Source organism: Streptosporangium amethystogenes (assembly GCF_000721075.1).
Taxonomy (GTDB): Bacteria; Actinomycetota; Actinomycetes; order Streptosporangiales; family Streptosporangiaceae; genus Streptosporangium; species Streptosporangium amethystogenes.
On the sequence record NZ_JOEQ01000036.1, the window covers coordinates 73,023 to 97,298 of the forward strand.

The 24,276-nt window shown below is 68.5% G+C and carries 25 protein-coding genes; 18 read left to right on the top strand and 7 right to left on the bottom strand.

Annotation, left to right across the window (positions count from 1 at the left end; all coding sequences use genetic code 11):
* The first annotated feature begins 93 nt into the window (after positions 1–93).
* Both IG98_RS0135955 and IG98_RS0135960 read left to right on the top strand, forming a co-directional pair.
* Positions 94–525: a cupin domain-containing protein gene (locus IG98_RS0135955; RefSeq protein WP_030922915.1), complete on the top strand. Its 432-nt coding sequence runs from the start codon at positions 94–96 to the stop codon at positions 523–525.
* 56 nt (positions 526–581) lie between these two features.
* Entirely contained in the window at positions 582–2,117 is a 1,536-nt protein-coding gene (locus IG98_RS0135960) for an aldehyde dehydrogenase family protein (protein ID WP_030922918.1), read from the top strand.
* 80 nt (positions 2,118–2,197) lie between these two features.
* Here the strand turns inward: IG98_RS0135960 and IG98_RS51280 are convergent, their stop codons facing one another.
* Entirely contained in the window at positions 2,198–2,677 is a 480-nt protein-coding gene (locus IG98_RS51280) for a hypothetical protein (RefSeq protein WP_157594716.1), read from the bottom strand.
* Between the two features lie 158 nt (positions 2,678–2,835).
* Here IG98_RS51280 and IG98_RS0135970 point away from each other — a divergent pair, with 158 nt between their 5' ends.
* A complete protein-coding gene (locus IG98_RS0135970; protein WP_030922923.1) occupies positions 2,836–3,642 on the top strand; it encodes a class I SAM-dependent methyltransferase in 807 nt (268 codons plus the stop codon).
* Positions 3,643–3,705: 63 nt separating this feature from the next.
* Here IG98_RS0135970 and IG98_RS0135975 read toward each other — a convergent pair whose 3' ends face one another.
* Both IG98_RS0135975 and IG98_RS0135980 read right to left on the bottom strand, forming a co-directional pair.
* On the bottom strand, positions 3,706–5,313 hold the full coding sequence (locus IG98_RS0135975) for a M14 family metallopeptidase (protein WP_245651862.1): 1,608 nt from the start codon (positions 5,311–5,313) through the stop codon (positions 3,706–3,708).
* A 119-nt stretch (positions 5,314–5,432) separates the two neighbouring features.
* Positions 5,433–5,840 carry an ATP-binding protein gene (locus IG98_RS0135980; protein ID WP_030922930.1) on the bottom strand — a complete coding sequence of 136 codons (408 nt, stop codon included), beginning with the start codon at positions 5,838–5,840 and terminating at the stop codon, positions 5,433–5,435.
* 192 nt (positions 5,841–6,032) lie between these two features.
* Between IG98_RS0135980 and IG98_RS0135985 the strand changes: the two genes are divergently transcribed.
* Complete coding sequence (locus tag IG98_RS0135985; RefSeq protein ID WP_051753382.1) at positions 6,033–6,857, top strand: helix-turn-helix domain-containing protein; 825 nt, start codon at positions 6,033–6,035, stop codon at positions 6,855–6,857.
* 33 nt (positions 6,858–6,890) lie between these two features.
* Complete coding sequence (locus IG98_RS0135990) at positions 6,891–7,121, top strand: DUF397 domain-containing protein (protein WP_030922935.1); 231 nt, start codon at positions 6,891–6,893, stop codon at positions 7,119–7,121.
* Between the two features lie 100 nt (positions 7,122–7,221).
* Here IG98_RS0135990 and IG98_RS0135995 read toward each other — a convergent pair whose 3' ends face one another.
* Both IG98_RS0135995 and IG98_RS0136000 read right to left on the bottom strand, forming a co-directional pair.
* On the bottom strand, positions 7,222–10,143 hold the full coding sequence (locus tag IG98_RS0135995; protein WP_030922937.1) for an AAA family ATPase: 2,922 nt from the start codon (positions 10,141–10,143) through the stop codon (positions 7,222–7,224).
* A 14-nt stretch (positions 10,144–10,157) separates the two neighbouring features.
* On the bottom strand, positions 10,158–10,814 hold the full coding sequence (locus IG98_RS0136000; RefSeq protein WP_051753383.1) for a hypothetical protein: 657 nt from the start codon (positions 10,812–10,814) through the stop codon (positions 10,158–10,160).
* A gap of 380 nt (positions 10,815–11,194) precedes the next feature.
* Here IG98_RS0136000 and IG98_RS52835 point away from each other — a divergent pair, with 380 nt between their 5' ends.
* From IG98_RS52835 to IG98_RS53815, 10 genes are read left to right on the top strand one after another with little or no spacing between them, the layout of a single operon-like run.
* Positions 11,195–11,923, top strand: a complete 729-nt coding sequence (locus IG98_RS52835; RefSeq protein WP_211264272.1) for a hypothetical protein — start codon at positions 11,195–11,197, stop codon at positions 11,921–11,923.
* A gap of 5 nt (positions 11,924–11,928) precedes the next feature.
* The gene (locus tag IG98_RS0136010) at positions 11,929–12,987 is read left to right on the top strand and encodes an SRPBCC family protein (protein ID WP_030922946.1); all 1,059 of its coding nucleotides are present in this window, start codon (positions 11,929–11,931) and stop codon (positions 12,985–12,987) included.
* A gap of 37 nt (positions 12,988–13,024) precedes the next feature.
* Positions 13,025–13,444, top strand: a complete 420-nt coding sequence (gvpJ, locus tag IG98_RS0136015; protein ID WP_030922950.1) for a gas vesicle protein GvpJ — start codon at positions 13,025–13,027, stop codon at positions 13,442–13,444.
* A 1-nt stretch (position 13,445) separates the two neighbouring features.
* Positions 13,446–14,327 carry a GvpL/GvpF family gas vesicle protein gene (locus tag IG98_RS0136020; protein ID WP_084195899.1) on the top strand — a complete coding sequence of 294 codons (882 nt, stop codon included), beginning with the start codon at positions 13,446–13,448 and terminating at the stop codon, positions 14,325–14,327.
* A gap of 4 nt (positions 14,328–14,331) precedes the next feature.
* The gene (locus IG98_RS0136025) at positions 14,332–14,553 is read left to right on the top strand and encodes a gas vesicle protein GvpG (protein ID WP_030922954.1); all 222 of its coding nucleotides are present in this window, start codon (positions 14,332–14,334) and stop codon (positions 14,551–14,553) included.
* Between the two features lie 45 nt (positions 14,554–14,598).
* Positions 14,599–15,042, top strand: a complete 444-nt coding sequence (gene gvpO / locus IG98_RS49460) for a gas vesicle protein GvpO (protein ID WP_084195906.1) — start codon at positions 14,599–14,601, stop codon at positions 15,040–15,042.
* Position 15,043: 1 nt separating this feature from the next.
* The gene (locus IG98_RS45725; protein ID WP_051753385.1) at positions 15,044–15,490 is read left to right on the top strand and encodes a gas vesicle protein; all 447 of its coding nucleotides are present in this window, start codon (positions 15,044–15,046) and stop codon (positions 15,488–15,490) included.
* A complete protein-coding gene (locus tag IG98_RS0136040; RefSeq protein ID WP_030922960.1) occupies positions 15,483–16,292 on the top strand; it encodes a GvpL/GvpF family gas vesicle protein in 810 nt (269 codons plus the stop codon). The genes IG98_RS45725 and IG98_RS0136040 overlap by 8 nt, the downstream gene beginning before the upstream one ends.
* Entirely contained in the window at positions 16,282–16,593 is a 312-nt protein-coding gene (locus tag IG98_RS45730; protein ID WP_037972169.1) for a gas vesicle protein, read from the top strand. The genes IG98_RS0136040 and IG98_RS45730 overlap by 11 nt, the downstream gene beginning before the upstream one ends.
* Complete coding sequence (locus IG98_RS53815) at positions 16,590–17,189, top strand: gas vesicle protein K (RefSeq protein ID WP_245651863.1); 600 nt, start codon at positions 16,590–16,592, stop codon at positions 17,187–17,189. Before IG98_RS45730 ends, IG98_RS53815 begins: the two co-directional genes overlap by 4 nt.
* Before the next feature lie 91 nt (positions 17,190–17,280).
* Here the strand turns inward: IG98_RS53815 and IG98_RS0136055 are convergent, their stop codons facing one another.
* Both IG98_RS0136055 and IG98_RS0136060 read right to left on the bottom strand, forming a co-directional pair.
* Positions 17,281–19,944 (bottom strand): glycoside hydrolase family 3 protein, encoded by a 2,664-nt coding sequence (locus IG98_RS0136055; protein ID WP_030922969.1) that lies wholly within the window; start codon positions 19,942–19,944, stop codon positions 17,281–17,283.
* Positions 19,945–20,369: 425 nt separating this feature from the next.
* The gene (locus IG98_RS0136060) at positions 20,370–21,098 is read right to left on the bottom strand and encodes an SDR family oxidoreductase (protein ID WP_030922972.1); all 729 of its coding nucleotides are present in this window, start codon (positions 21,096–21,098) and stop codon (positions 20,370–20,372) included.
* A gap of 213 nt (positions 21,099–21,311) precedes the next feature.
* Between IG98_RS0136060 and IG98_RS0136065 the strand changes: the two genes are divergently transcribed.
* The 3 genes from IG98_RS0136065 (at position 21,312) to IG98_RS0136075 (ending at position 24,211) form a co-directional block, all read left to right on the top strand.
* Positions 21,312–21,890 (top strand): TetR/AcrR family transcriptional regulator, encoded by a 579-nt coding sequence (locus tag IG98_RS0136065; protein WP_030922973.1) that lies wholly within the window; start codon positions 21,312–21,314, stop codon positions 21,888–21,890.
* A 123-nt stretch (positions 21,891–22,013) separates the two neighbouring features.
* On the top strand, positions 22,014–23,255 hold the full coding sequence (locus IG98_RS0136070) for a cytochrome P450 (protein ID WP_063766349.1): 1,242 nt from the start codon (positions 22,014–22,016) through the stop codon (positions 23,253–23,255).
* A gap of 170 nt (positions 23,256–23,425) precedes the next feature.
* Entirely contained in the window at positions 23,426–24,211 is a 786-nt protein-coding gene (locus IG98_RS0136075; protein WP_030922977.1) for an SDR family oxidoreductase, read from the top strand.
* The last annotated feature ends 65 nt before the right edge of the window (positions 24,212–24,276 follow it).

The window sequence follows — 24,276 nt, forward strand, 5'->3', positions numbered from 1 at the left end:
GTCCCAACACCGCCCCATGCCCGCGCAATACGTCGGTGCGCACACGAACCTCACACGGTCCGCCCAAGGAGCCGGGTCCCTAGAATCGGTGCGATGACGACCTCTTCGCGTCCTCCGCTCGCCGAGACCCTGGACCTGCTGCCGCACCCCGAGGGCGGCTGGTTCCGCGAGACCTGGAGGACCTCCGTCGACCTCACCCCGCCCGGGTACACCGGAACGCGGGCCACCGCGACGGGGATCTACTTCCTGCTGGGGCCCGGCGAGGAGTCGCGTCCACACGTGGTCGCCTCCGACGAGGTGTGGCTCTGGCACCGGGGCGGCCCGTTGACACTGATCCTCGGCGGCCACGAGGGCCAGCCCATCCACTCCGTGACCCTGGGTCCGCTGGTGGAGGAGGGCCAGGTCCCGCAGGCGCTGGTGCCCGGCGGCACCTGGCAGGCCGCCCGCCCCGCCGGCGACGAGGCCGTACTGGTGAGCTGCGTCGTGTCCCCGGGTTTCGACTTCGCCGACTTCCGACTGATGTGACGACCTCGTCCTTCACGGGGAGAATGCGGTCACAGGTCCATACCGGGAGGTCGAAGGTGACCAGCGAGATCGTCTCCGTCATCGGCGGAAAAGAAGCGTCCAACGGCACCGCCTACGAGTCGGTCAACCCGGCTCGCCTGGACGAGGTGGTCGCGCGGGTCCGGCTCGCGGACGCGAGCACGTTCTCCTCCGCGTGCCGCACGGCCACCGCGGCCCAGCGGGAGTGGTCCCGGGTTCCCGCGCCCGTCCGGGGGCGGGTGATCGCCTCCATCGGGCGGTTGGTGGAGGCCAACGCCGAGGAACTGGCCCGCCTGGTCACCCGTGAGATCGGCAAGCCGTACGCCGAGGCACTGGGCGAGGTACGCGAGATCGTCGACACCTGTGACTTCTTCCTCGGCGAGGGCAGGCGACTGTACGGGCAGACGGTCCCCTCGGAGATGCCGGACAAGAACCTGTTCACCTTCCGGGTCCCCGTGGGAGTGGCCGCGGTGATCACGGCGGGAAACTTCCCGGTCGCGGTGCCGTCGTGGTACCTGGTCCCGGCGCTGCTGTGCGGCAACGCGGTGGTGTGGAAGCCCGCCGAGTACGCGGCGGCCTCGGCGCACGCGCTCTACCGGCTGTTCACGGCGGCCGGGCTGCCCGACGGCGTGCTGAACCTGGTTCTCGCCGACGGCGCCACGACGTTCGAGGGCCTGGAGTCGGCGCTGGCCGAGGGCACGATGCACAAGGTCGGGTTCACCGGGTCCACCGCGGTGGGCCGCGCCGTCGGCGAGCTGTGCGGGCGCCATCTGCAGTCCCCCTGCCTGGAGTTGGGCGGCAAGAACCCGATGGTGGTCATGCCGGACGCCGACCTGGACCTGGCCGTGGAAGGCGCGCTGTTCGCGGGCTTCGGCACCGCCGGGCAGCGTTGCACGTCACTCGGCACGGTGATCGTGCACGAGAGCGTCCACGAGGAGTTCCTCCGCCGGTACGCGCGCGCCGTGGCGGAGGCGGCGATCGGCGACCCCGCCGGGGACGTGCTCTGCGGCCCGCTGCTCGACGAGAGGTTCGCCTCGCGCTACGAGGAGTACCTGGGCTGGATCCAGCCGCACCACACCGTCGTCTCCGGTCCCACCGGCCGCATCACCCCGGACAACCCGCGCGCCGGCTTCACCGGGGAGGGCGGCCTCTACTACCACCCGGTGGTCGTGGACGGCGTCCGCCCCGACGACCGGCTCTTCCTTGAGGAGACCTTCGGCCCCATCGTCGGTGTGACCGCCTTCGACACGCTGGAGGAGGCCGTCGAGTTGGCCAACCTTCCCGGCTACGGGCTCTCCTCCTCCATCTACACCACCGACCCGAAGTCGGCGTTCCACTTCCGCGCCGGCATCGGCGCGGGCATGGTGAGCGTCAACAACTCCACCTCCGGCGCGGAGGCTCACCTGCCCTTCGGCGGCAACGGCAGATCCGGCAACGGCAGCCGCCAGTCGGGGGTGTGGGTTCTCGACCAGTTCACCCGCTGGCAGGCGATGAACTGGGACTACTCGGGCAGGCTACAGAAGGCCCAGATGGACGTCGCCGAGATCGTCCCCGACCTGGACTTCCGCCTCTGACGCCCGCTGATGTCCGCTGATGTCCGCTGACCGTCCGGCCCCCGCCCCATGGCGGGGGCCGGCGGTCCGTGGCGGCGGGTTCAGTGGTGGGGCACCACGTGTTCGAAAAGCTCGAAACTGGTGAAGAGCAGGAACGCGACCGCGATGAGGGAGTACAGCAGGGCCGGCTGCGACAGGTGGCGACGCGGCCGGGGCCCGGCGGGCGAGGCACCGGCTCCCACCGCGGGGACCGGGGCCGGACCGGGACCGGGGGCCGGGGCCGGGGCGGGTGTGAAGGCGGTGGTGGGAAAGAAGGCACCGTCCCGGGGGTGCGCACCCGCCGGGAAGACGCGGACACCGCCGCTGCCGCAGGCGGGACAGCTCATTCCCGACCACGGGGGCTGGACCATCACGCCCGACCTCAGCCAGAGCACGACGTCGTGTCCGTATCCGTCGGTCAGGTGACGGACGAGGTACTCCTCCTGCCAGAGGTGCCCGCAGTGCGTGCACCCCAGTGGCCAGGTCTCGTGAGCGCTGAACTCCTCATGCACGAGGATCACCCCCATTGCGTCAGCGAACATCCCATCTGAGTGTGGGCGCCCTCCCTCGTTACAGCAAGCGATGAAAAGGTGCGAAATCCGTTACGACCATCCAATGAGACCATATAGTGAGACGATTCTTCTTGAAATATGAGATTCCTGCTACGGTCGGGATCGATGGAAAGAAGAAGGGGTCTCCCATGACAGGCAAGGACGCCGTCTACACGCACGGACACCACGAGTCGGTGCTCAGGTCCCACAGGTGGCGTACCGCGGAGAACTCGGCCGCCTACCTCCTGCCGCACCTGAGACCGGGCATGACGCTGCTGGACGTGGGCTGCGGGCCCGGCACCATCACCGCCGACCTGGCGGAGCGGGTCACGCCCGGCACTGTCACCGCGGCCGAGATCAGCGAGGAGGCGCTCGGACTGGCCCGCGCGGAGGTGGAGCGGCGCGGGCGCTCCGGCGTCGAGTTCTCCGTGGCGGACGTGCACGAACTGTGCTTTCCCGACGACACCTTCGACGTCGTCCACGCCCACCAGGTGCTCCAGCACGTCGGCGATCCCGTGTCGGCGCTGCGCGAGATGCGGCGGGTCTGCAGGCCGGGCGGGATCGTCGCGGTACGCGACAGTGACTACACCGCGTTCACCTGGTTTCCCGAGATGCCCGAACTGGACGAGTGGCTGGACCTTTACCTGAGAATGGCGAGGGCCAACGGCGGCGAGCCCGACGCGGGGCGGCGACTGCTCTCCTGGGCGCACGCGGCGGGGTTCACCGACGTCTCGGCCACCTCCTCGACCTGGTGCTTCGCCACACCCGAGGACCGTTCCTGGTGGGGCGGTATGTGGGCCGAGCGGATCCTGAAGTCCGACATGGCCCGCCAGGCCCTCGCCTCGGGCAGCACCGAGGAGGACCTGTGCCGCCTCTCGGCGGGCTGGCGCGCCTGGGCAGGGGAGCGGGACGGCTGGCTGTCGGTGCTCCACGGCGAGCTGATCTGCCGCGTCTGACCGGCGCCGAGCCTACCGGCGAATGGCTCGGGGCACCCTCGGCGAAGGCGCCCCGAGGGAGGGTCAGGGTTGCTGAGTGATCTTGACGTTGTCGATGCCGGCCTCCACCAGGGAGGCACCCGAGGCGTCGGCGGCCTCGATCAGGATGCGGACCGTCTGGCCCGCGAAGGCGGAGAGGTCGGCCGTGGCGACCGCCCAGGCGCCGTTGCGGTTGGAGGCCGCGCCGAGCTGCTGGAACACCTGGGTGGTGGTGGAGCCGACGACCTTCACGCGCAGGAAGTCGGCGGTGGAGGATGGCCGGTGACTGGACGCTGGTGACCCCTCCGTCGATGTCGTAGTCACCCGCCGCGGTGCCCGCGAGCCTGCCGGTGACCAGGTCGTTGGTGCCGCTGACCGTGGTGCCGAGCTGCTTGGCGCCGCTGGAGGTGGTGGCCTGCGGGCGGAGTACTCCAGGAAGCGGAGCACGGCTTCGCGGTTACGGGTGGTCTGCGGGACGATCTGCTCGTCGGGAGGATAGAAGCCCGGTGAGGAACCGGTCGGGTACATCTCGATGGTGTAGCTGAAGATCTTGAAGACGCCCCACAGCCAGTCGTCGATCGTGCCGTCGGTGATGTAGAGGTCGCTGGCCTGTTGGGGGGTGTAGCTGTTGGTGGCGGCCATGTTCTGGCCCAGGGTCGCGTGGGCGTCACGGTCGTCCTGGGTCAGGCCGGGGCCGGTGTCGTTGTAGGTGTAGCCGTACGGCCACAGGATCAACTCGCTGTAGGTGTGCCAGTCGATGTGCGCCTTGATCTGCTGCACGCCGCCGACGACCCTGCTGCGGACCCAGTTGGCCACCGCCCTGACCTCGGGAGCCGACTCGGCCGCGGAACCCCGGTAGGTGTCGCTGGAGGCGGAGCCGGAGGAGCCACCGCAGCAACCCCACTGGTAGCCCCAGTTGCGGTTGAGGTCGGTGCCCACGTACGACGAGCCGGAGTTGGGCTGCCGGTTCTTGCGCCAGGAGCGGTAGGAACCGGTGGCGATGTCGTACTCGCCACCGTCGGGGTTGAGGTCCGGCATGATCCAGATCTCGCGGGTGTTGACCAGGTTGGCGATGCGACTGTCGGTGCTGTAGCCGTCGGTGAACAGGTTGAGCAGGTAGATCGCCATCTCGACGGTCATGTGCTCGCGAGCGTGCTGGTGGTGCGTGAACAGCACCTCGGGCTCGTTCTCATCCGTGTTGACGTTGTCGCTGATCTTGACGGCGATCAGGTCGCGCCCCTCGTACGAGGTGCCATAGCTGATCTTGCGGGCGATCGTCGGGTGGTCGGCGACGATCTGGTTCACCGCGGCGGTCATCTCGGCATAGTTGTGGTAGCCGGAGTCGGCCGAGGGGAAGTCCGAGCGCTGTTCGGGCCCGGTCGGGGATAAGGACCTGGGAATCCTCGTGACGGTGTGGCCGAGTTTCTTGATCGCGGCGACCTCGGCCTCGCTGGCGGTGACCACGACCGAGTCGGTATCGACCTGATCGATCGCGGCACCGGTGGCCGCGATCGCGCTCCGCTGCTGGGAGGTGCTCGGCCCCTGGACCTTGTACTGGCTGTTCGGTTGCGGCTCGGCCGAGGCGCCCACCCCATTCACACCAAGACATAACAGCGCCAAAGCGGCGAACACCACGATCAGACGGCGTCTCACCTGCGTCCTCCTCGGGCACGCATTCTAGGGATTTGTCGCGTGCCTCCACCGAGAGTCAGACAGGGAGGTTGATTAGCAAAGGCCCAAATTTCAGGAGCCGTATCCCCTCCGCCCCGAGATCAGAAGACGACCTCGAACCAGAGCGTCCTGGCGCCCTCGGGAACGTCGTCCTGGATGCCCCAGTTGTCGGCGAGCAGGTCCACCAGGAACATGCCTCGCCCGCCCTCCGCCTCGGGGTCGTTGCGCACGTGCGGCATCGACGCGCCGGACCCGGCGTCACAGACCTCGACCAGCACCGCGGCCGATCCCACCGCCACGGTCATCGCGACCTCTCCGCCCTCTCCGGACCCCGAGTGGAGCACGGAGTTGGTCACCACCTCGCTCACCAGGAGAATGACGTCGTCCGACGCAGGGTGTCCCTCGCCCAGAAGCTCCCTGACCCGGCTTCGCGCCATCGACACCGACTCCGGAACCCCCTTGAGGGTCACCGTGGATCGAGGTGAGACGGCCTGCCGTCCGGTCGTCATGGTTGACCTCACTCCCTGACACGCATATCCCATGCACATCGCCCTCTGAGATGGCACACTCACTCACGGTGAACTGTTCTATCAAGGACTGCAATACCTCATGTTGAGATTCCACAGATTTGCTATCAAAGGACGGAGGGAGGTAGATGCGTGGCCTCTCGACACAGCCCCACGGCCCGTCATCGCCGCCTGATGGCTGAACTGAACCGTCTGCGAAAGGACAGCGGGCTGACACGGGTGGAGGTGGCCGAGCGAATCGGCTCCACCGACACCACCGTCTGGAGATACGAGACGGGCCTGACCCGTCCCCGCCCCTCGGACGTGTCGGCCCTCACCGATGTGTACGGCGTGACCGGGGAGGCACGTGACTCCCTGATCCAGATGGCCGTGGAGGCCCGGCGGCGAGGCTGGTGGCACCCTCACCGCCAAGCCCTTAAGCCGGGCTTCGACTCCTACATCGGGCTGGAGGCGGAGGCGTCGCTCGTGCGCTCGTACGAGCCGCTCGTCGTTCCCGGCCTGATGCAGACCGAACCGTACGCACGCGCGGTGATCGAGGCGACCTCCGTTGTCCAGACCCCCTCCCAGGTCGAGGAGACGGTCTCCGTACGCATCTCGCGCCAGCGGTTGCTACACGGACCCGGTGACCCGATCCACCTCGTCGCGGTGCTCGACGAAGCAGTGATCCGGCGTCAGATCGGCGGGCGCGACGTCATGTCGGAGCAGTTGGAACATCTCGTCCAGCTCGGCGCGCTGCCCAACGTGGAGATCCGGGTCGCCCCGTTCTCCGCGGGGGCGCACGCGGCGATGGACGGCAAGTTCTGCCTGCTCAGCTTTCCCGAGCCCGAGGTTCCCGACCTGCTCTACCTGGAGCAGGCCTCAAGCGGGCTCGTGCCGGACGACCCGGAGCAGGTCAGCCGATACGCCTCCATGTTCGAGAGCCTCTGCGAGATGGCACTCGGCCAGGAGGATTCGGCGGCCTTCATCGCCCAGATGGCGAGAAGGTTTTCCTCCCCCTAGCCGTAGAAGGAAGAAAAAGTGCGAGGGTCCACGATGGATCTGTCCGACGCCGAGTGGCGTAAGAGCGGTCGCAGCACCAACGGAGGCGACTGCGTGGAGGTGGCGGTCGTCCCCGGTGATCCGGCCGTCGCCCGGCACAAGGCCGACGCCGATCGGCTTTACCTCGTCCGCGACTCCAAGGATCCGGGCGGCCCGGCTCTGGCGTTCACCCGGAGCGAGTGGGACGCCTTCGTCGGCGGCGTGAAGGACGGCGAGTTCGACTGACGGGCCTCCGGGGGAACCGGCTCACCGACTCCCCCGGGACCTCCCGACCGCACAGCCCGCCCGCGGCCTCGGCCCGGCGGGCTGTGCGTGTTCGGAACCGTCAGCGCGGGGGCCGCTCATCGGTGCCCTTGTAACCGAGGACCCGCATGGCGACCTCTGGGTCCATCGCCGCGGCGAGCAACTGTGCCCGTTCCACGGCGTTGTCACGCTGGGCCTCGGCCCTGGCCCTGGCGGCCTGCGATCCCCGGGTGACCGCGGCGACGATGCCCGCTCCCACGATCGCGGCCAGTACGGCGACGAGCACCACCGGGAGCGTGCCGGACTGTGGTGAGCCCGCCCCACCCATCACGACACTCCCGCCGTTGAGCGTGTACACGCCCAGCAGCGTGAAGGCCGCCAGCGCCACCAGGCTGACCACGACCAGGAGCACCACCTTCAGCCGCCCGCCCCGCGGCGCGGGAACACCGGACGGCGGAGGCTGCGGCAACGGCACGGGCGGTGGCGATGACAGCCGGGGCACCGGACCGCCGTCACCCCACGGCACGAAGTCCGGCTCGGCCGTGAGCGCCGAGGCCGGCCCGGCCGGCACCGCGGCGCCGTGGCCGTTGCCGTTGCCCATCACCGCTCCCGGTACGACCGCGACGGCGGGTTCGAGCCTGAGCAGGGCCGCCGGGACGGGCAGGGTGCGCGACACGTGGCTGTGTTCGCGATGCGCCCGCGCCGCCTCCAGGTGATACTCCTCGATCTCGGCGTAGAAGTCGTCCGAGAGATAGACCGAGCCGTCGACCAGCGGCCCCTGCCTCCGCTCCAGGATCGCGACCACGTCGTCACCGTTGAGCGTCTTGTGCGTCTCCAGCGCGTGGGCCAGACACAGGACGTCTCTCCGATGCTCCCGTAGCAGTTCCTCGGTCCGGTCCAGCAGGCGCACCAGGTTGAACTCGATGCGCTCACCCAGCACGTCGGGGGCCAGCGGTTGCCCGCCTCCCGGAGTCTTGGTGAAACCGATGCCACCGCCGCCGGGCTTGGGCATCGACTTGCCTCCCATGATCTCCAGTTCCTGCAGCGCGGGCACCGAGGTCACCCCGCGCCCCATACCCCAGTGCGCCTCCATCAGCGCGGTGAGGTACGTCGCCGAGAACAGGTCACCCGAGACGCCGGAGGAGTTGTCCTCCCCAAAGAACATCCGCTCTCCCGCCAGCGAGGCGAGCGAGACCATGATGTCGGCCTCGTGCTCGGACTTCCAGCGGGTGAACTGGTCCTCGGGCTTGATGCTCGCGACCATGCCGAGATAGTCGGCGCCCTTCTCTATCGTGGCGATGTCGATCTCAAGGTGGTAGCGGGTGCGGTAGGCCGCCACGGCGTGGCAGGCCTCGTGCACGGCGACCGCGTGCCGCTCGCGCTCGATGTACTCCACGTCCTCGGGCGGCCCGAGTTGCTTGAGCCGTTTGGCCCTGGTCACGTCCGACCAGGTGATGACCTCCCGGCCATCGCGGATCGCGGTGATCAGCGACTCGTTCACCAGGTCCTTGATCGTGGCACCGGTGGCGTAGGGCGTGATCGTCGCCAGCTTGTCCAGTTGCTCGTCGGTCAGCTCGTGGTCGACCTTGTCGAAGTAGCCCCGGTAGGTGCGGACCCGGCCCGCCTTCGACGGGTAGCCCACCTTGTAGATGCGGTCGATGCGGCCCGGCCGCAGCAGCGCCTCGTCCAGCGAGTTGGGCATGTTGGTGGCCATCATGACCAGGATCCGGTACTTCGGCGGCGGCTTGGGCCGCATGCCGAAGAGCCTTCTCACATGCCGGTTGACGAGGCCCCGGGGCTTCTTCAGACCCGACAACTCGGTGAGCAGCGCCTGCAGCGTGCCCGGGTCGCCGCCTCCGCCTCCCATCCCGCCCATCATGAAGCGGCTGCGGCCGGTGTCCGGTTCCTTCCGCTCCGCCGCGCCCTTGCGGGTCAGCAACCAGCGGGTGTCCTCGCTGAGGTAGCCGAATCCATGGCACCCCGCGACATGCGGGGAGAATCCGGGGCCGCCCCTGGGCCCCTGCTGCGCCAGCGAGCCACGCCGTCCGAGGGAGTCGGCCTCGTCGAAGAAGACGATCACGCCCCCGTATCGCAACGAGAGCTTGCGGAGCTTCCTGAACAGCGACTTCACCTTCAGGATGCCGATGCCCATGAACATGTTGACGAACGCGCCGGGGTCGACGAACACGTACGGCTTGCCGGTCTCCCCGGCCACGGCCTCGGCCATCAGGGTCTTACCGGTGCCCGGCGGGCCCCACAGCAGCAGGCCGCTGGGCACGTAGCCACCACGCTCCTCGATCGCGTCCGGCCGCTCCAGGAAGACGATGTTCTCCTTGACCCGCTCGACGACGTGGTCCTGGCCCCAGACGTCGGTGAAGCGGGTCTTGATGTCGTCGGGGAAGTAGGTCTCCACGCCGCCCCGCGACAGCAGCCAGAACAGGCCGATGAACTGGAAGGCGATGAAGAAGAACGCGAAGGCGAGCTGCGCCACGTATGGCAGTGCCTGCCAGAGCAGCGCGGGCGCCTGGAACAGCGCGAGCGCGGGAGAGGTGTCCAGCACCTCGCCGAGGATGAGGGCGAGCACCGCGATCCAGAACAGCCATTTGATGGCGCGCGCCATCCTGAAGCGGTTCCAGTCCGAGAAGCGGCGATGGGTCCAGCGTTCGAAGCCGCCGAACACACCGCGCGTCCAGAACCGGTTGTATCCGGCGGAGCGCTCGCTGACGAAGAAGTGGAGCTGGCGCAGGAACTCGGCTCCCAGAAGCCAGAAGATCCACGGCGCCGCGACAGCGGTGGTGACCATCGCATCCTGGAACGTCATGATGCCCTCGAATGAGGCCATCTCGCTCCATACCAGGATGAAGTAGATGATCGTCAGGATGAGGAGGAATTTGATCCGATCCCAGAACGGCATCTTCTTGCGCTTGTCGGGATGCGGGTCCGTCGGACCCGAACCGGGGGCCCGTAGTCCTTCGAAGGTGGGGGGCGGCGGAGGTGACTTCATGTACGGGCTTCTCCTCACCCGGTGAGTCGTTTGACCTTGAAAGATTGCGCGATCCGGTCGAACTCCCCGGCGCGCTTCCGGTAGCAGGCCGCCGAGCAGCGGATCAGCAGGGTGGAGATCTGCTTGCCGTCCTGGGCCAGATAGGAGGTGAGGTCGAAGGTCTCCGTCCCGGCGCCCTCGATCGCGTAGTTGAACCGCACGTGCACCCCGCGCAAGCCGTCTCCGGGCTGGAGCACCTCATCGGCGAGAAGCTCGAAGTCCTTCAGCGGATAGCCGGGGATCTCCGCGTACTCCTTGCGCACCGTCTCGGTGACGGGCAGGACGGAGTTGCGCATGCTGTTCAGGGAGAGCGCGTCCTGCTCCTCGGGAAGGAGCTTGGCGATCCGGGCGAAGACGAATGGTTCGTCCTCGGTGCCGTAGCCGAGCAGGTGATCTGGAGACGGTTTGCTGTGGGCGTCGTAGGCGGTCGACCAGATGAGCTGTTTGCGCAGCTGGGCGGTGGCCGATTCGAGGTCGGCTCCGATGGTCGCCTTGTCCAGCGCCGTCTGGTCGACCTTCTGCCAGGCCGCCGGAACCTTGAAGTATGTCTGCCCATCGTCGTGGCGGACGTAGGTGAACTCCGCACGTGCACATCCCGTGAGCCCGCCGACCATGGTGGAAACAACCACCATGGCAACCACGGCAAACCCGGCCCTCGATCTTCTCACCAGGGCTGTACCTCCGCTTTACGGGTTAACGAGGTGGTTGTTCCCGTTTTTTAAGCGCCCCTCTCCTTTCTCGGCTCATTCGTCTTGGAAGTCTTGACCAAATCTTTCCGAGAACCTGGCTTCACTTGTTACAAAGCTCCGCCGTTGACCCCGACACATCATTGAACTCTCGACCTCCGCCGTAGGCCAGAGGCGGACGGAAGGGTGTTTCACCTCCGGCTCACGACGGGAATCCACCCCCGGGTAGGCCCAACCAGAACAATATCCCTTTTGTCCCCTTTTTGCCCATATGTGTTTTTGTGGGGGTTTTCCAGGGTAGGAGGAAATGAAATTGTGGGAACCGGATGCTCTTCCCATATTCACCGCAACGGGCGTCAGCTCTGGTCAATGTCGTCTTTCTCTGTGATGCACCGACGGGGTCTGGCCCCGAGGACTCGAAAGAGATGAGACGGACTCCGCAGCAGGACAATCGACAGGGAGTGGTGATCGTGAACAACATGGTGCGAATGGCCCTTGCCGTGGCCGGAGGCTACCTTCTGGGGCGCGGGAAAGTACGGCTGGCCACGGTGCTGGCCATCGCCGGCGTGACCGGCCACCTACGCGGCGGCAAGGGCGACCTGTTGCAGCAGGGGCTGAAGATACTCGGTTCCTCTCCGGAACTGGAAAAGATCACCGAAAGCATTCGCGGCGACCTCCTGGAGGCGGGCAAGGACGCCGCCAAATCCATGATGACCAGACAGATCGACTCGCTGAGCGGCAAGCTGCACGACCGAGCCGAGTCACTGCGGCACCCCGAGGAGGCCGAGGAGGAACCGGAAGAGCCCGAGGAAGGCCGGAAGCGTCGAGGGAAGCCCGCGAAACCCCCGAAGAAGTCCCAGCCCAAGGACGAAGAGGAAGAAGAGGAGGAAGAAGAAGAGGAAGAAGAGGAAGAGGAGCCTGAGGAGGAAGAGGAAGAAGAAGAGGAGGAGGAGGAAGAGGAGCTGGCACCGGCCAGGTCCAGAGGCCGGGGCTCAAGTCAGCGCAAGCCCGAACCGTCGCGAACCAGGCGGGCGCCCGCCAAGTCACGGGGGTGAGCCCCATGGCTGAGGCCTCCAAGGGCCAGACCGACCAGAAAGAGCAGCGGCCCGAGCACAACGGCCAGGAGAACTCCATGGACCGGCTCACCCACGAGTTCCAGAATCTCCTCGGCGCCGTCGGCGAGCGGGCGCTGTCCACGGTGGGCGACAAGGTCAAAGGAATGACCGGCAAGCTGACCGACTATGCCGGAGGCGGTGGATCGGGCCTGCTGAGCACGCTGACCGGCTCGGGGGGATCCCTGGTCGGCGGCCTGGTGAAGGGACTGGGCAAGAAGGCGATCGGCGGCCTGGTCAAGAAGATCACCGGAGGCGGCAAGGGTGGGAAAGGCGGGAAGTTGAAGATAACCAACATCGTCGAATCCATCGACATCGGCGTTCCGATACGCATGGTCTACGACCAGTGGACCCAGTTCGGAGACTTCCCGAAGTTCATGAAGAAGGTCGAGAACGTCGACCAGCCATCTGACGAGAAGCTGGAGTGGAAGGCACAGATCTTCCTGTCCCACCGCACCTGGGAGTCGACGATCATCGAGCAGGTGCCCGACAAGCGGATCATCTGGCGCTCGAAGGGGGCGAAGGGGTACGTCAACGGCATCGTGACCTTCCACGAGATCACCCCCGACCTCACCCGGGTTCTGGTCACCCTGGAGTACTACCCGAAAGGCCTGTTCGAGGGCACCGGCAACCTGTGGCGCGCCCAGGGCAGACGGGTGCGCCTCGAACTCAAGCACTTCCGGCGGCACATCATGAACCAGGTGCTCCTGAAGCCCGACGAACTTCAGGGATGGCGTGGCGAGATCCGCGACAGCAAGGTCGTCAAGGACCAGGAGACGGCCCTCCGGGAAGAGGAGGAGGCCAAGGAACAGGCCGAACAGGAGAGCCCCGAGGAAGAGGAGAAGGGCGAGGAGGAACAGGCCGAAGAACCCGAGGAAGAAGAGGAGGAAGAGGAAGAGGAGCCCGGCGAGGAAGAGGAGGCGGAAGAAGAGGAACCTGAAAAACCCGCCGCGAAGGAGCCGTCCAAGCGGCCCGCCCGTCGCCGCAAGACCTCCGCCCAAGTGTGACCGGACACGTCGCAGCGGATAACCAGAGAGGAACGCCATGACCGTCGTTCAGGGGGGCAGGGCCGCCGGCTACCGATCCGCATCGGGGCTGGCCGACGTCGTCGACACGATCCTCGACAAGGGGATCGTGATCGACGCCTACATCAGAGTCTCTCTCGTTGGAATCGAACTCCTGACCATCGACATACGGATCGTGGTGGCCAGCGTTGACACCTACCTGCGCTTCGCGAAGGCCGTCAACCGCCTCGACCTCACCCAGACCGGCTCCCAGAAGACCCTGCCGGAAATGGTGCAGGACATGACAGAAGGGGGCGGCAAGTCGGTGGCCAAGGGAGCGACACACGGGGTGCTGGACGCGGCCAAGGAGAAGCTCAGCGGCCTGACCGGCGAATCCGAGGAGGAGCCAGAGGAGGAGCGCGAAACGGTACCCCGGCCCAGACGACGGAAGGAGCGGTGAGATGCACGCTTCCAGCGCGAAGCCGGAGGCCGCCCGGTCCGGCGGGTCCACGTCCGGCGCTCGCGCCACCCAGAGACGTTCCGCCTCCGAGCGGCGGGGGACCGCCGGCGCCGGGGGGGCCGGCGCCTCCAGGCCCGGCACCAGCGCCTACATCTACGGGATCGTCCCGGCGGACGTCGAACTGACCTCGGACACCCTCGGGGTGGGAGACCCGCCGGGCGCGGTCAGGCTGGTGCGGTACGGCGAGATCGCCGCCCTGGTGAGCGACGTGGCCACCGACCGCCCGCTGGGCAGGCCGAATGACCTCATGGCCCACGAGCGACTGCTGGACGAAGCCGCCGCGGAGGTGCCCGTGCTCCCGATCCGTTTCGGGGCGGTGGTGACGGACACCCGGGCGGTCGTCGACGAGTTGCTCACGCCGCACCACGACGAGTTCCTCGCCACGCTGAACGCCCTGGAGGGACAGGCGGAGTTCGTGGTGAAGGGGCGCTATGTCGAGCAGACCGTCCTGCGGAAGGTGCTGGAGGAGAACCCCGAGATAGCGAGGTTGCGCGACGAGATCCGCGACCTCCCCGAGGAGGCGACCTGGGACACCAGGATGCGGATCGGAGAACTGATCAACGCGTCGATCACGGCCAGACGTGAAGCCGACACCGCCGCACTGGTCGATGCCCTCGCTCCGCTCTGCGTCGACATCGCCGTGCGCGATCCCACCCATGAGCAGGACGCCGCCCACCTCGCCCTGCTCGTGCGGACCGACCGGCAGCCGGATATCGAAAAGGCCCTGGACGTGTTCGGAAAGCGCTGGGAGGGCCTGGTCGGGCTACGACTGCTGGGCCCGCTGGCACCGTACGACTTCGTCAGGACACAGGAGAGCGGGTGATGACGTGGGACCACTAGGACTGATCCTGGGTCTGCCGTTCGCACCGGTCCGCGGGCTGGTCCGGCTCGCGGAACTGCTTGAGGAGCAGGCCGAGCAGGAACTCTGGAGCCCCATGGCGGTCAGGCGCCGCCTGGAGGAGCTGGCAGAGGCGAGGGCCGCCGGTGAGATCTCCGAGGAGGAGGAAGCCCAGGCCGCGGAGGAGATCCTCCAAGGGATGATCATTTAGCCGGTGCGGCTCCGCCGGCCGGGAGACGATGAGGAGAGTGAGCCCGTGCCTGTCAAACGCAGCCCTCGCAAGGAGCGCCCTACCGACGATTCCTACGATGACGAGGCTTTCGACGAGGACGAGGAGTCGTATGAGGACACAGAGGACGGCGAAGAGGAGGAGGGTCCGGACGGTGACGGCCGGTCGGTGAAGTCCGCCCGGCGACCGCGGCGGCGCTCCCACATGCTGTCCGCGACGACCGCCGGAGCGGCCGGTCGGCGGCACATCGCCGAGCTGATCGACAAGGACACCGAAGGGGTGACACTGGTCCGGCCGGAGAAGGACGGCTGGCTGGTCGAGGTCGAGGTCGTCGAGGACCGTCACGTCCCCTCCTCCGGCGACATGCTCTCGCTCTACCGGGCCGAGATGGACGCCGAAGGGAACCTCCTGTCGTACCGCAGGGTGCGACGCTACCGGCGAGGCAGGCCCGACAGCGGCGAGGTGGGCTGACATGGCCGAGGTGGGGCGATCCGGCGCGCTCCCCAGGGCCTACGGCGGAGGCCTGGCGAGCAACGGGGGTCCCGCCAATCTCGCCGACATCCTGGAACGGGTGCTCGACAGAGGCATCGTGATCGTGGGCGACATCCGAGTGAACCTGCTGGACATCGAGTTGCTCACCATCAAGCTGCGCCTGCTCATCGCCTCGGTGGACACCGCCCGGGAACTGGGCATCGACTGGTGGGAGCACGACCCGTGGGTCACCGCGCAGGATCGAGACCTGGTCGCGGAGAACCGTCGTCTCCGCCGTCAACTGGCCGCCGCCGGGGAGGGCGGGGAAGGCCGGCCAGACGAGTGGGAAGAGAGATCCCCCAGGAAGGTCAAGGAGTCGAGAGGTGCCAGAGGGCCACGGGAGTACAGCGAACCTGACAGGTTCGGGAAGCGGGAACGCGATGGCTGAGGCCGGTACGTATCTCTACGCGATCTCCCAGGACCTGGGCCGCGCTCTGCCCGCCGACGTGTCGGGCGTGGCCGGGGCCCCCGTACGTGCGATCACGCACGAGGGTCTGGTCGCGTACGTGAGCCCGGTTCCCCTGGACGAGTTCGGCGAGGAGCCGCTGCGGCGTTCCCTGGAGGATCTGGACTGGGTCGGGGAGACGGCCCGCGCTCACCATCGCGTCGTGGAGGCCGTGTCACAGCAGGCTCCCACGGCACCGGTCCGGCTGGTGACCGTCTACAGCACCGAGGACCAGATCCGTGACCTGCTGCACCGCAGGCATGACGACTTCGCCGCGGTGCTCGCCCGCATCACCGGTCGCAGGGAGTGGGGAGTGAAGGCGTACGCCTGTGCGGCCGCGGCCGACTCCCCCTCGGCCGGGTCCGCCGACTCCGCCGCGGAGCCGGAGGACGACAGGCCGGGCACGGCCTACCTGAAACGTCGCCGGGCGAATCTGCGCGACCGGGAGGAGACGTGGCGCCTGACAGCCGAGCGCGCGGAGCACATCCATGCCACCGTGGCCGCCACCGCCGTCGCGAGTCATCGTCACCGGCCCCAGGATCCGGAGCTGTCCGGCCGCGAGGACCCGATGGTGCTGAACGGCGCCTACCTCGTCGACGAGGACCGTGCGGAGGAGTTCGTCGCGACCGTCGACGGTCTGCGCGGGCAGGGGATCGACGTGGAGCTCACCGGCCCCTGGGCGCCCTACTCCTTCACCGCGCTGGATCTCGGCCCGGCCGACCGGGAGACCTCCGATGACACGTGACCACCGCCCGCGCGGCGCCGAGCTCGCCGCCCAGGGACGCATTCCCGCCGAGCGCGTGGCGCTCGTCGACCTGCTCGACCGGCTGCTGGCGGGCGGGGTCGTCGTCAGCGGCGACCTCGTGCTCTCCATCGCGGACGTCGACCTCGTCCGCATCTCCCTACGCGCCCTGATCACATCCGTATGGGCGATCGACCCGGTCCCCTCCGCGAACCCGCCCGGCACGGTCACGGTCGTACGGACCTCCGGCGCGACCGCCCCGGCGAAGGCGCTCGACTCACCGGACCAGGGGTTCCCGCGGTGAACCGCCCGTCAGAGAAGAAGCTCCGCAAGACGGAGGTCCCCGGTGTCACCCGGGAGAGACCCGGTGCCGCCGTGGAGGACCCACGCCCCGCGCGGCAGGCATCCGGCAGGGCGCGGGTGCCCGCTGAGACCTCACCCGGAACTTCCGGAAACACCCGGAGGAGCTCCGGCGAGGTGAGCGGGGCGGGCGGGGTGTGGCAGGAGGCCGGTGGGGTGTGGGAGAGGACCGATGGGGTGTGGGAGGGGGCCGGCGGCGTATGGGAGGGTTTCCGGAACACGCGTAGAACGGCTCGGGGAACGGCACGGGGGACGGCGCGGAGCGGCCACTGGCGGGTGAACACCGATCCGGAGGCGGTCGAGCGGGACCTGACCCGCCTCGTGCTCACCCTCGTCGAGCTCATCCGGCAACTGGTGGAACGCCAGTGCGTGCGCCGGATGGACCGGGGTGACCTGTCGGACGAGCAGGTCGAGGTGCTGGGACTGACGCTCATGCGTCTGGAGGAGGCGATGACCGAACTGTGCGAGCGCTTCGGACTCTCCCCCTCCGACCTCAACCTCGACCTCGGGCCGCTCGGAACCCTGCTGCCCACGGACTGACCCACCTGCCCGGGACCGGAGACGCGAGGGACAGGTCTCGGTGGCCGGACCACCGAGACCTGTCCCTCGGATCTTTCGTGCGAGAGAAGACCTAGGTCAGGTCCTCACACTTCCTGGCGTCGGGGTCGTTGGCCGCCTTCGGCACCCAGCGGACATTGGCGAACGAGGCGGAGAACGCTCCGTCGGTGTAGACGAGGAACGGAGTGTTGACCACCTCCAGGTCGAGGCCCCCGGCGGCGAAGCAGGCGATGGGAATCTTGACCGTCGATTTGCTCCCGGCCGGGAGTCCCTGGAAGAGGGAGGTCGCCACCACCTCGGAGAAGCACGGATAGACGCAGTGCACGCTGAGCACCGTCCTGGCGGCCGGGGCCTGGTGGACGATCGTGTCGAAGACCAGAGCCGCATCGGCGTTGAGGTAGCCCCGAAGATCGGAACCGCCCGCCGGGTCCTGCAGGTAGATCTGGGCCGGACCGGTGCCGCTCCAGGTCGCCTTCAGGCCGTCCTGCTGCACGTTGACGTCTGACTGCACCACGGAGATCTCGGCGTGCGACGCCTGGCCGTCGGCGCCGATCTCGGTGCCGCCCCAGTTCTCCGCCGAACCGATGAAGCTCTTGTAGGGCGCGATGTCGGTCCGGTTGAAGATCTCCAGATCCTCGCTCGCCTCACCGCCGCCGCCCTGCCCGCCACAGCCGAACTCGGGCGCGGTCTCGTCCAGCGTGCCGACCGACCCTGTCTGGCCGTTGCGCAGGCCGTAGCCGAGCGGGAAGAGCGGGTCATAGCCCTCGGTGCCCGCGTTAAGCGGCGTCTGGCAGGCACTCTTGGGCCAGGAGTAGGGCAGCTTTCCGGTGAAGCCGTCGCGGTACCTGCCCCGGACGAGCACGTCGGCGACACCGCCGCCCTCGGTGCCCGGCAGCCATGCGGCGACGAAGGCGTCGGAGCGGTTGAGCTCCTTGTTGACCCAGAGCGGCCGGCCGCTGACGTAGACGGTGACGACGGGCGCACCCTTGCCGCTGACCCGATCCAGCACGGCGCGGTCGGCGGGGTAGATCTTGGCGGCCTCCAGCGAGCGCCGCGCGAGGTCCCCGACGCCCTCGGCGTACGGCGTCTCGCCGATCACCGCGATGACCGCGTCGTACGACGAGGGGTCGACGCCCTCGCCGGTCTCGTTGAAGGTGACGTTGGCCGCGCCGAGCGCCTCGCGCAGGCCGCCGAGGATCGTCGTACCGTTGGGGAAGTCGGCGTTGACGTTACCGGTGCCCTGCCAGGTGAGGGTCCAGCCGCCGGTCTGGTTCTGCAGGCTGTCGGCGCTCTTGCCGACCACGAGGACCTTGGAGTTCGCGGCCAGCGGCAGCACCTTGCCGTTGTTCTTGAGCAGGACCTGCGACTTGCGCACCGCTTCCCTGGCGAGCTTCCTCGCCTGCAGCGCGTCACTGGAACCGGCGAAGGCGCGCTTGGAGGGCTTCGGCCCGTCGAGCACGTTGGTGCGCAGTTTCACGCGCAGGATGCGGGTCACCGCGTCGTCGATGCGCGCCATCGGGATCTCACCGTTCTGGACCTGGGCGATCGTGTTGGCGATGAACGCCTTCCAGTCGTTGGGCACCATGACCACGTCGATGCCCGCGTTGATCGCCTGCGGGCAGCTCGCGTTGGTGCATCCGGCGACCTGGCCGATGCCGTTCCAGTCGGAGACGACGATGCCGTCGAAGCCGATCTTCTGCTTGAGGATGTCGGTGAGGGCCCGCTTGCTGCCGTGCAGCTTGCCCTCGTTGATACCGAGGTCGGCGTTGGTCCAGCTGTTGAACGACGCCATCACGCTCTGGGCGCCGGCCGCGAGCGCGCTGTAGTAGCCCTGGCCGTGCACGTTGATCATCTCGGCCTCGGACGAGGGGTTGACGCCCTGGTCCACACCCTTGATGGTGCCGCCGTCACCGATGAAGTGCTTCGCGGTGGCGATGACGCCGTCGGAGCCGATTCCTCGCGGGTGCCTGCCCTGCAGCCCCTTGACCGCCTCGTAGCCGTACGCGCGGGTGATCCGAGGGTCCTCCGAGAAGCCCTCGTAGGTACGGCCCCACCTGTCGTCGAGGGGGACGGCGAGGGTGGGCGCGAACGCCCAGTCCTGGCCGGTGGCGCGGATCTGCCTGGCGGTCGCCGCCCCGATGTCACGCACCAGGCACGGGTCCTGCGCGGCGCCCAGGCCGATGTTGTGCGGGAAGACCGTCGCACCGTAGACGTTGTTGTTGCCGTGGACGGCGTCGATGCCCCAGATGACGGGGATCTTCGTCCGAGTGGCGGCGGAGGCGTTCCAGTAGGCGTCGGCGAGGTCGAGCCAGTCCTTCGGCGCGGCGTGCTTGTCGCGGTTGGGCCACGCGCCGCCGCCGTTGAGCACCGAGCCGATGAAGTACTGCTTGACCTCGTCGGGAGTGATCGCGCTGATCTCCGGCTGGGTCATCTGGCCGACCTTCTCGGCGAGCGTCATGCCCGCGAGGATCTTCGCCACCCGCTTCTCGTCCGACCGGTTCTGGCCGATGGCGCTGTCGACCTTGGGCCACTCGGCGAGGGTGGGCAGCTTCTTCTCGATACGGGCGCAACCGCGGGCGTCCAGGGCCGGTTTGCCGATCACCGGTTGCCGGCCGCCCGTCGCGGTCTCGGCACCCGCGCTCGGGATCCCGGCGACACCGGCCGCCAGGACTGTGAGGCTCGCCAGCACCGCGAGCCGGCTCCGGTTGGCGCCCGGCCGGGCGAAGGGTCTGATCATCGAAGGTCCGTTCTCCAGGCACAGCGACGGTCGTGGCGGCCCCCCGAGTCCGCACTTCGCAGATCCTTACGCTGTGACGCTGCCGAGTCAATAGTTTCGCGAGAGCGCTCTCTCGAATGAACACCTGTTCGATACCTGACCTGCGGTTTACAAACCCCGCTCACCATGCCCTTCACAACGCGATACGACCACATCACCCCTGGCCGGGCGGGCCAAACCCCATCCTTCTGAGAGCGCTCTCAAGAGCTGGGTGCGCACTGTCCGAGCCGGACGAGCCGGCGGACCGTCAGGACATGGGCCGACGACCGGCGCTCTCGCGACGGCTCGGACAGGGGGCCGGGGGCACGCGAACCGCAGGCCGCAGACGGGTGCCGGCCGGAAGCGGGATCAAGGTGACCGGGGGGCGGGGCGGCGGCCGGCGGGCCTCAGGACATGGTGTTGCCGCCGTTGACCGCCAGGCGCTGGCCGGTGATGAAACGGCCGCCGGGCGAGGCCAGGAAGGCGATCGCGTCGGCCACCTCGGTGGGCACCCCCATCCGGCCCAGCGGCAGGCCCGCACGGTACTCCTCGACGTCCATTCCCTCGTGGCGCTCCACCGGTATCCAGCCGGGCTCGACGGTGTTGACGGTGATGCCGTACCGCCCAAGCTCGTTGGCCCAGGAACGGGTCAGGCCGTGCATCGCCGCCTTGGCCGCGACATAGTGCCCCATCTCAACGTTGCCCAGGTCGACGACCTCGCTGCCCACGTTGATGATCCGGCCCGAGCCGGCCTCGCGCATCGCGGGCAGCACGGCCCGCAGGATCAGCAGCGGCGCCTTGACGAAGAACCGGAGCTGGTCGAGGTGATGCTCCCAGGTCTGCTCGGCGAGGGGGACCAGCGGCTGGGGTCCGGTCGCGTTGTTGACCACGACCTCGACCGGTCCCGCCTTCTCGGTCAGCTCCGCGATCCCCCGCCGTACCGACTCCTCGTCCGTCACGTCGAAACGGGCCACGCACGCCCGGCCCCCGGCCGCGGAGATACGCTCGGCGACGGCCGTGGCACCCGCGGTGTCATGGGCGTAGTTGACACCGACGGTCCAGCCGTCCTCGGCGAGCCGCACGGCGATGGCGGCACCGAGCCCCCGCGAGGCCCCGGTGACAAGCACGCATCCCATCCGCTTCCCCTTTCCTGACTTTTCTGGATTCCACGGCTCCCATGCCACGAGTGGAGTCGCTCCCATTGTGGCGGGCCGTGGCACCCGTGCCCCGTACCGGCCCTGTGGGGGCGGGAAGGTTCGGAGACACCCGCCCCCTCCGGGAGTTTGGGACTAGGCAAGTGACGGGGTGTGGGCTAGCTTCTGGACAGGTGTCCAGTTTGAGGAGCGACAATGCCCAGGACCACCGAGCCGCCCCGGGCCCGGCTGTCGGACCGGCAGGCCGAGACCGTGCGCCGGCTCACCGAGGCGGCGGTCGAGGAGGTCGCCGAGCACCGGTACGAGGGGTTGACGGTGCGCGGGGTCGCCAAGCGGGCCGGGGTCGCGCCCGCCACCGCATACACCTACTTCGCCTCCAAGAACCACCTGCTGGCGGAGGTGTTCTGGCGGCGGCTGCGCGACCTGCCGGAACCGGACCCACTCCCCGGCGGCTCCCCCGCCGACCGGGCCGCCGGGGCGCTGAGCGCGGTGGCGCTGCTGGTCGCCGACGACCCGGCGCTCTCGGCCGCGTGCACCACCGCGATGCTCGCCGACGAGCCCAACGTCCTCCGGCTGCGTGCCCGCATCGGGCTCCGCGTCCACGAGCGGATCTCCGGCGCCACCGACGCCTCTCCCGCCGCCCTGCAGGCCTTCGAGCTGGCCTTCTACGGCGCGCTGGTCCAGGCGGGAATGGGCCACCTCTCCTACCTCGACCTCCCCGACCTCCTCGCCACCACCGCCAGAACCATCTTCCCCGCCGAGGAAACCCTGTGAGGCCGCGCCGGTGACTGGACTGAGGAGTGAAGGAGCGAAGCGGATGAACGACGAGGGAAGGAACCGGATCCCAGCGGCCGAACCGCGACGCGCCGGCGTCGCCGACAACACGGAGCGAAGCGGATGAACGACGAGGGAAGGAACCGGGTCCCAACGGCCGAACCGCGACGCCCAGCGTCGCCGACAACACAGCTTGTTTACAGCCCCTATGACTACGCGGTTCATGAGGATCCGTATCCGATCTACGCCAGGCTCCGGGAGGAGGCGCCGCTCTACCGCAATGAGGAACTGGACTTCTGGGCGCTGTCCCGGCACGACGCCGTGAGCGCCGCGTTCAGGGACACCTCGACCTACTCCAACGGGTACGGGGTGTCGCTGGAGCCCACCGCATGGGGGCCGAAGGCGCACCGGACGATGTCCTTCCTGGCCATGGACCCGCCCCGGCACACCAGGATGCGGGCGCTGGTCTCGCGGGGGTTCACCCCGCGCCGGGTGGCCGCCCTGGAGCCGAGGATCAGGGAGATCACCCGGCTGTACCTGGAACCGGCGCTGGAGTCCGGACGGTTCGACTGGGTCACCGCCGTCGCGGGACGGGTGCCGATGGACGTGATCTCCGAGTTGATGGGGGTGCCCGAGGCCGACCGGCAGGAGCTGCGACGATTGGCCGACGTGGTGGTGCACCGCGACGACGGCCTGCAGGACGTGCCCCAGGAGGGCATGGCCGCCTCGCTGGATCTGGTCGTCTACTACTCCGACATGCTCGCCCGACGCCGCGCGCACAGGACCGAGGACCTGACCAGCGCCCTGCTGGACGCGGAGATCGACGGTGACCGGCTGACCGACGAGGAGATCATCGCATTCCTGTTCCTGATGGTGGTCGCGGGCAACGAGACCACCACGAAGCTGCTCGCCAATGCCCTGTACTGGGCGTACCTGAACCCGGCGGAGGGCGCCAAGGCGCTGGGCGGGGCGATCGGGCCGTGGGTGGAGGAGACCCTTCGCTATGACACCTCCTCGCAGATGCTCGCCAGGCGCGTCACCGGCGAGGTGGAGATGTACGGTACGCGACTGCCGGCCGGTTCCCGGCTGCTGCTCCTGGTCGGCTCGGCCAACCGCGACGGGCGGGTGTTCCCCGACCCCGACCGCTACGACCTCGACCGTGACACCGGCGAACTGATCAGCTTCGGCCGCGGCGGCCACTTCTGCCTGGGCGCCTCACTGGCCCGGCTGGAGGCGCGGGTGGTGCTCGGCGAACTGGCCCGGCACATCACCGGCTACGAGATCGACCTGGCCTTGGCGGAACGGGTGCACTCCGCCAACGTACGCGGCTTCGCCCACCTGCCGATGAGCGTGACACACCGATGAACCGCCACCGAGGTATCCGGAGCGCCTCCCGCCTCGTACGACGTCCGAGGCGCCGGCCGGGGTCCCGAGCGCCCCGCACCGTGCTGCCCGCCCGGCGCCCGGGCCACCCGAGCCCCCCGCCGCCCCCGATGACCGAGCCATCCGCGAGCCGCTGACCATGGAGGTTCCCCATGCCGAGAATTCCCCCGCATCCCGAACGCAGGCCGGTCCTGGTCACCGGAGCCTCGTCGGGCATCGGCGCGGCCGTGGCCGTGAGGCTGGCGGAGGCCGGGTATCCGGTGGCGTTGGGAGCGCGCCGGACGGCGATCTGCGAGGAACTGGCGGCGAAGATCCGGGCCGGGGGCGGGGAGGCGGTGGCGCTGCCGCTGGATGTGACCTCGGACGGGTCCGTCTCTTTTTTTGTCTCCGAAGCTGAGCAAGCGTTAGGTGAAGTAGAGGTGGTGGTCACCTGCGCCGGAGAGGTGACGCCGGAGAACTCCTACCAGACCTCCGTCCCCTCCTTCGAGGCCCAACTCCAGCTCAACCTCGTCGGCACCCAGCGGTTCGTGTCCGCGGTGGTCCCCGCGATGGCGGCCAGGGGCCGCGGTGACATCGTGTTCGTCACCTCTGACGTGGTACGCCTGCCGCGCCCCCGGATGGGCGCCTACGTCGCCGCCAAGAACGGGCTGGAGGGGCTGGCCAGGGCGATGCAGATGGAGCTGGAAGGCACCGGGGTACGCGCCTCGATCCTGCGCCCAGGGCCGACCCTGTCGGGCATGGGGTCCACCTGGCCGGTGGAAGTCCTGCAACCGGTCCTGGACGACTGGACCAGGTTCGGGCTGGCCAGGCACGACCGCTTCCTCAAACCCCTCGACGTGGCCGCCGCCGTTCTCGCCGTCGTCTCCATGCCCCGCGGCGCCCACATAACCCTCCTCGAAATCGAACCCGAAGCCCCCCTACACCAAGAACACCCATGAGGACGCGCCTAGGACATTCCCCTGAGGGACTACCCGTGAGGCCGCGCCGGTGACTGGACTGAGGA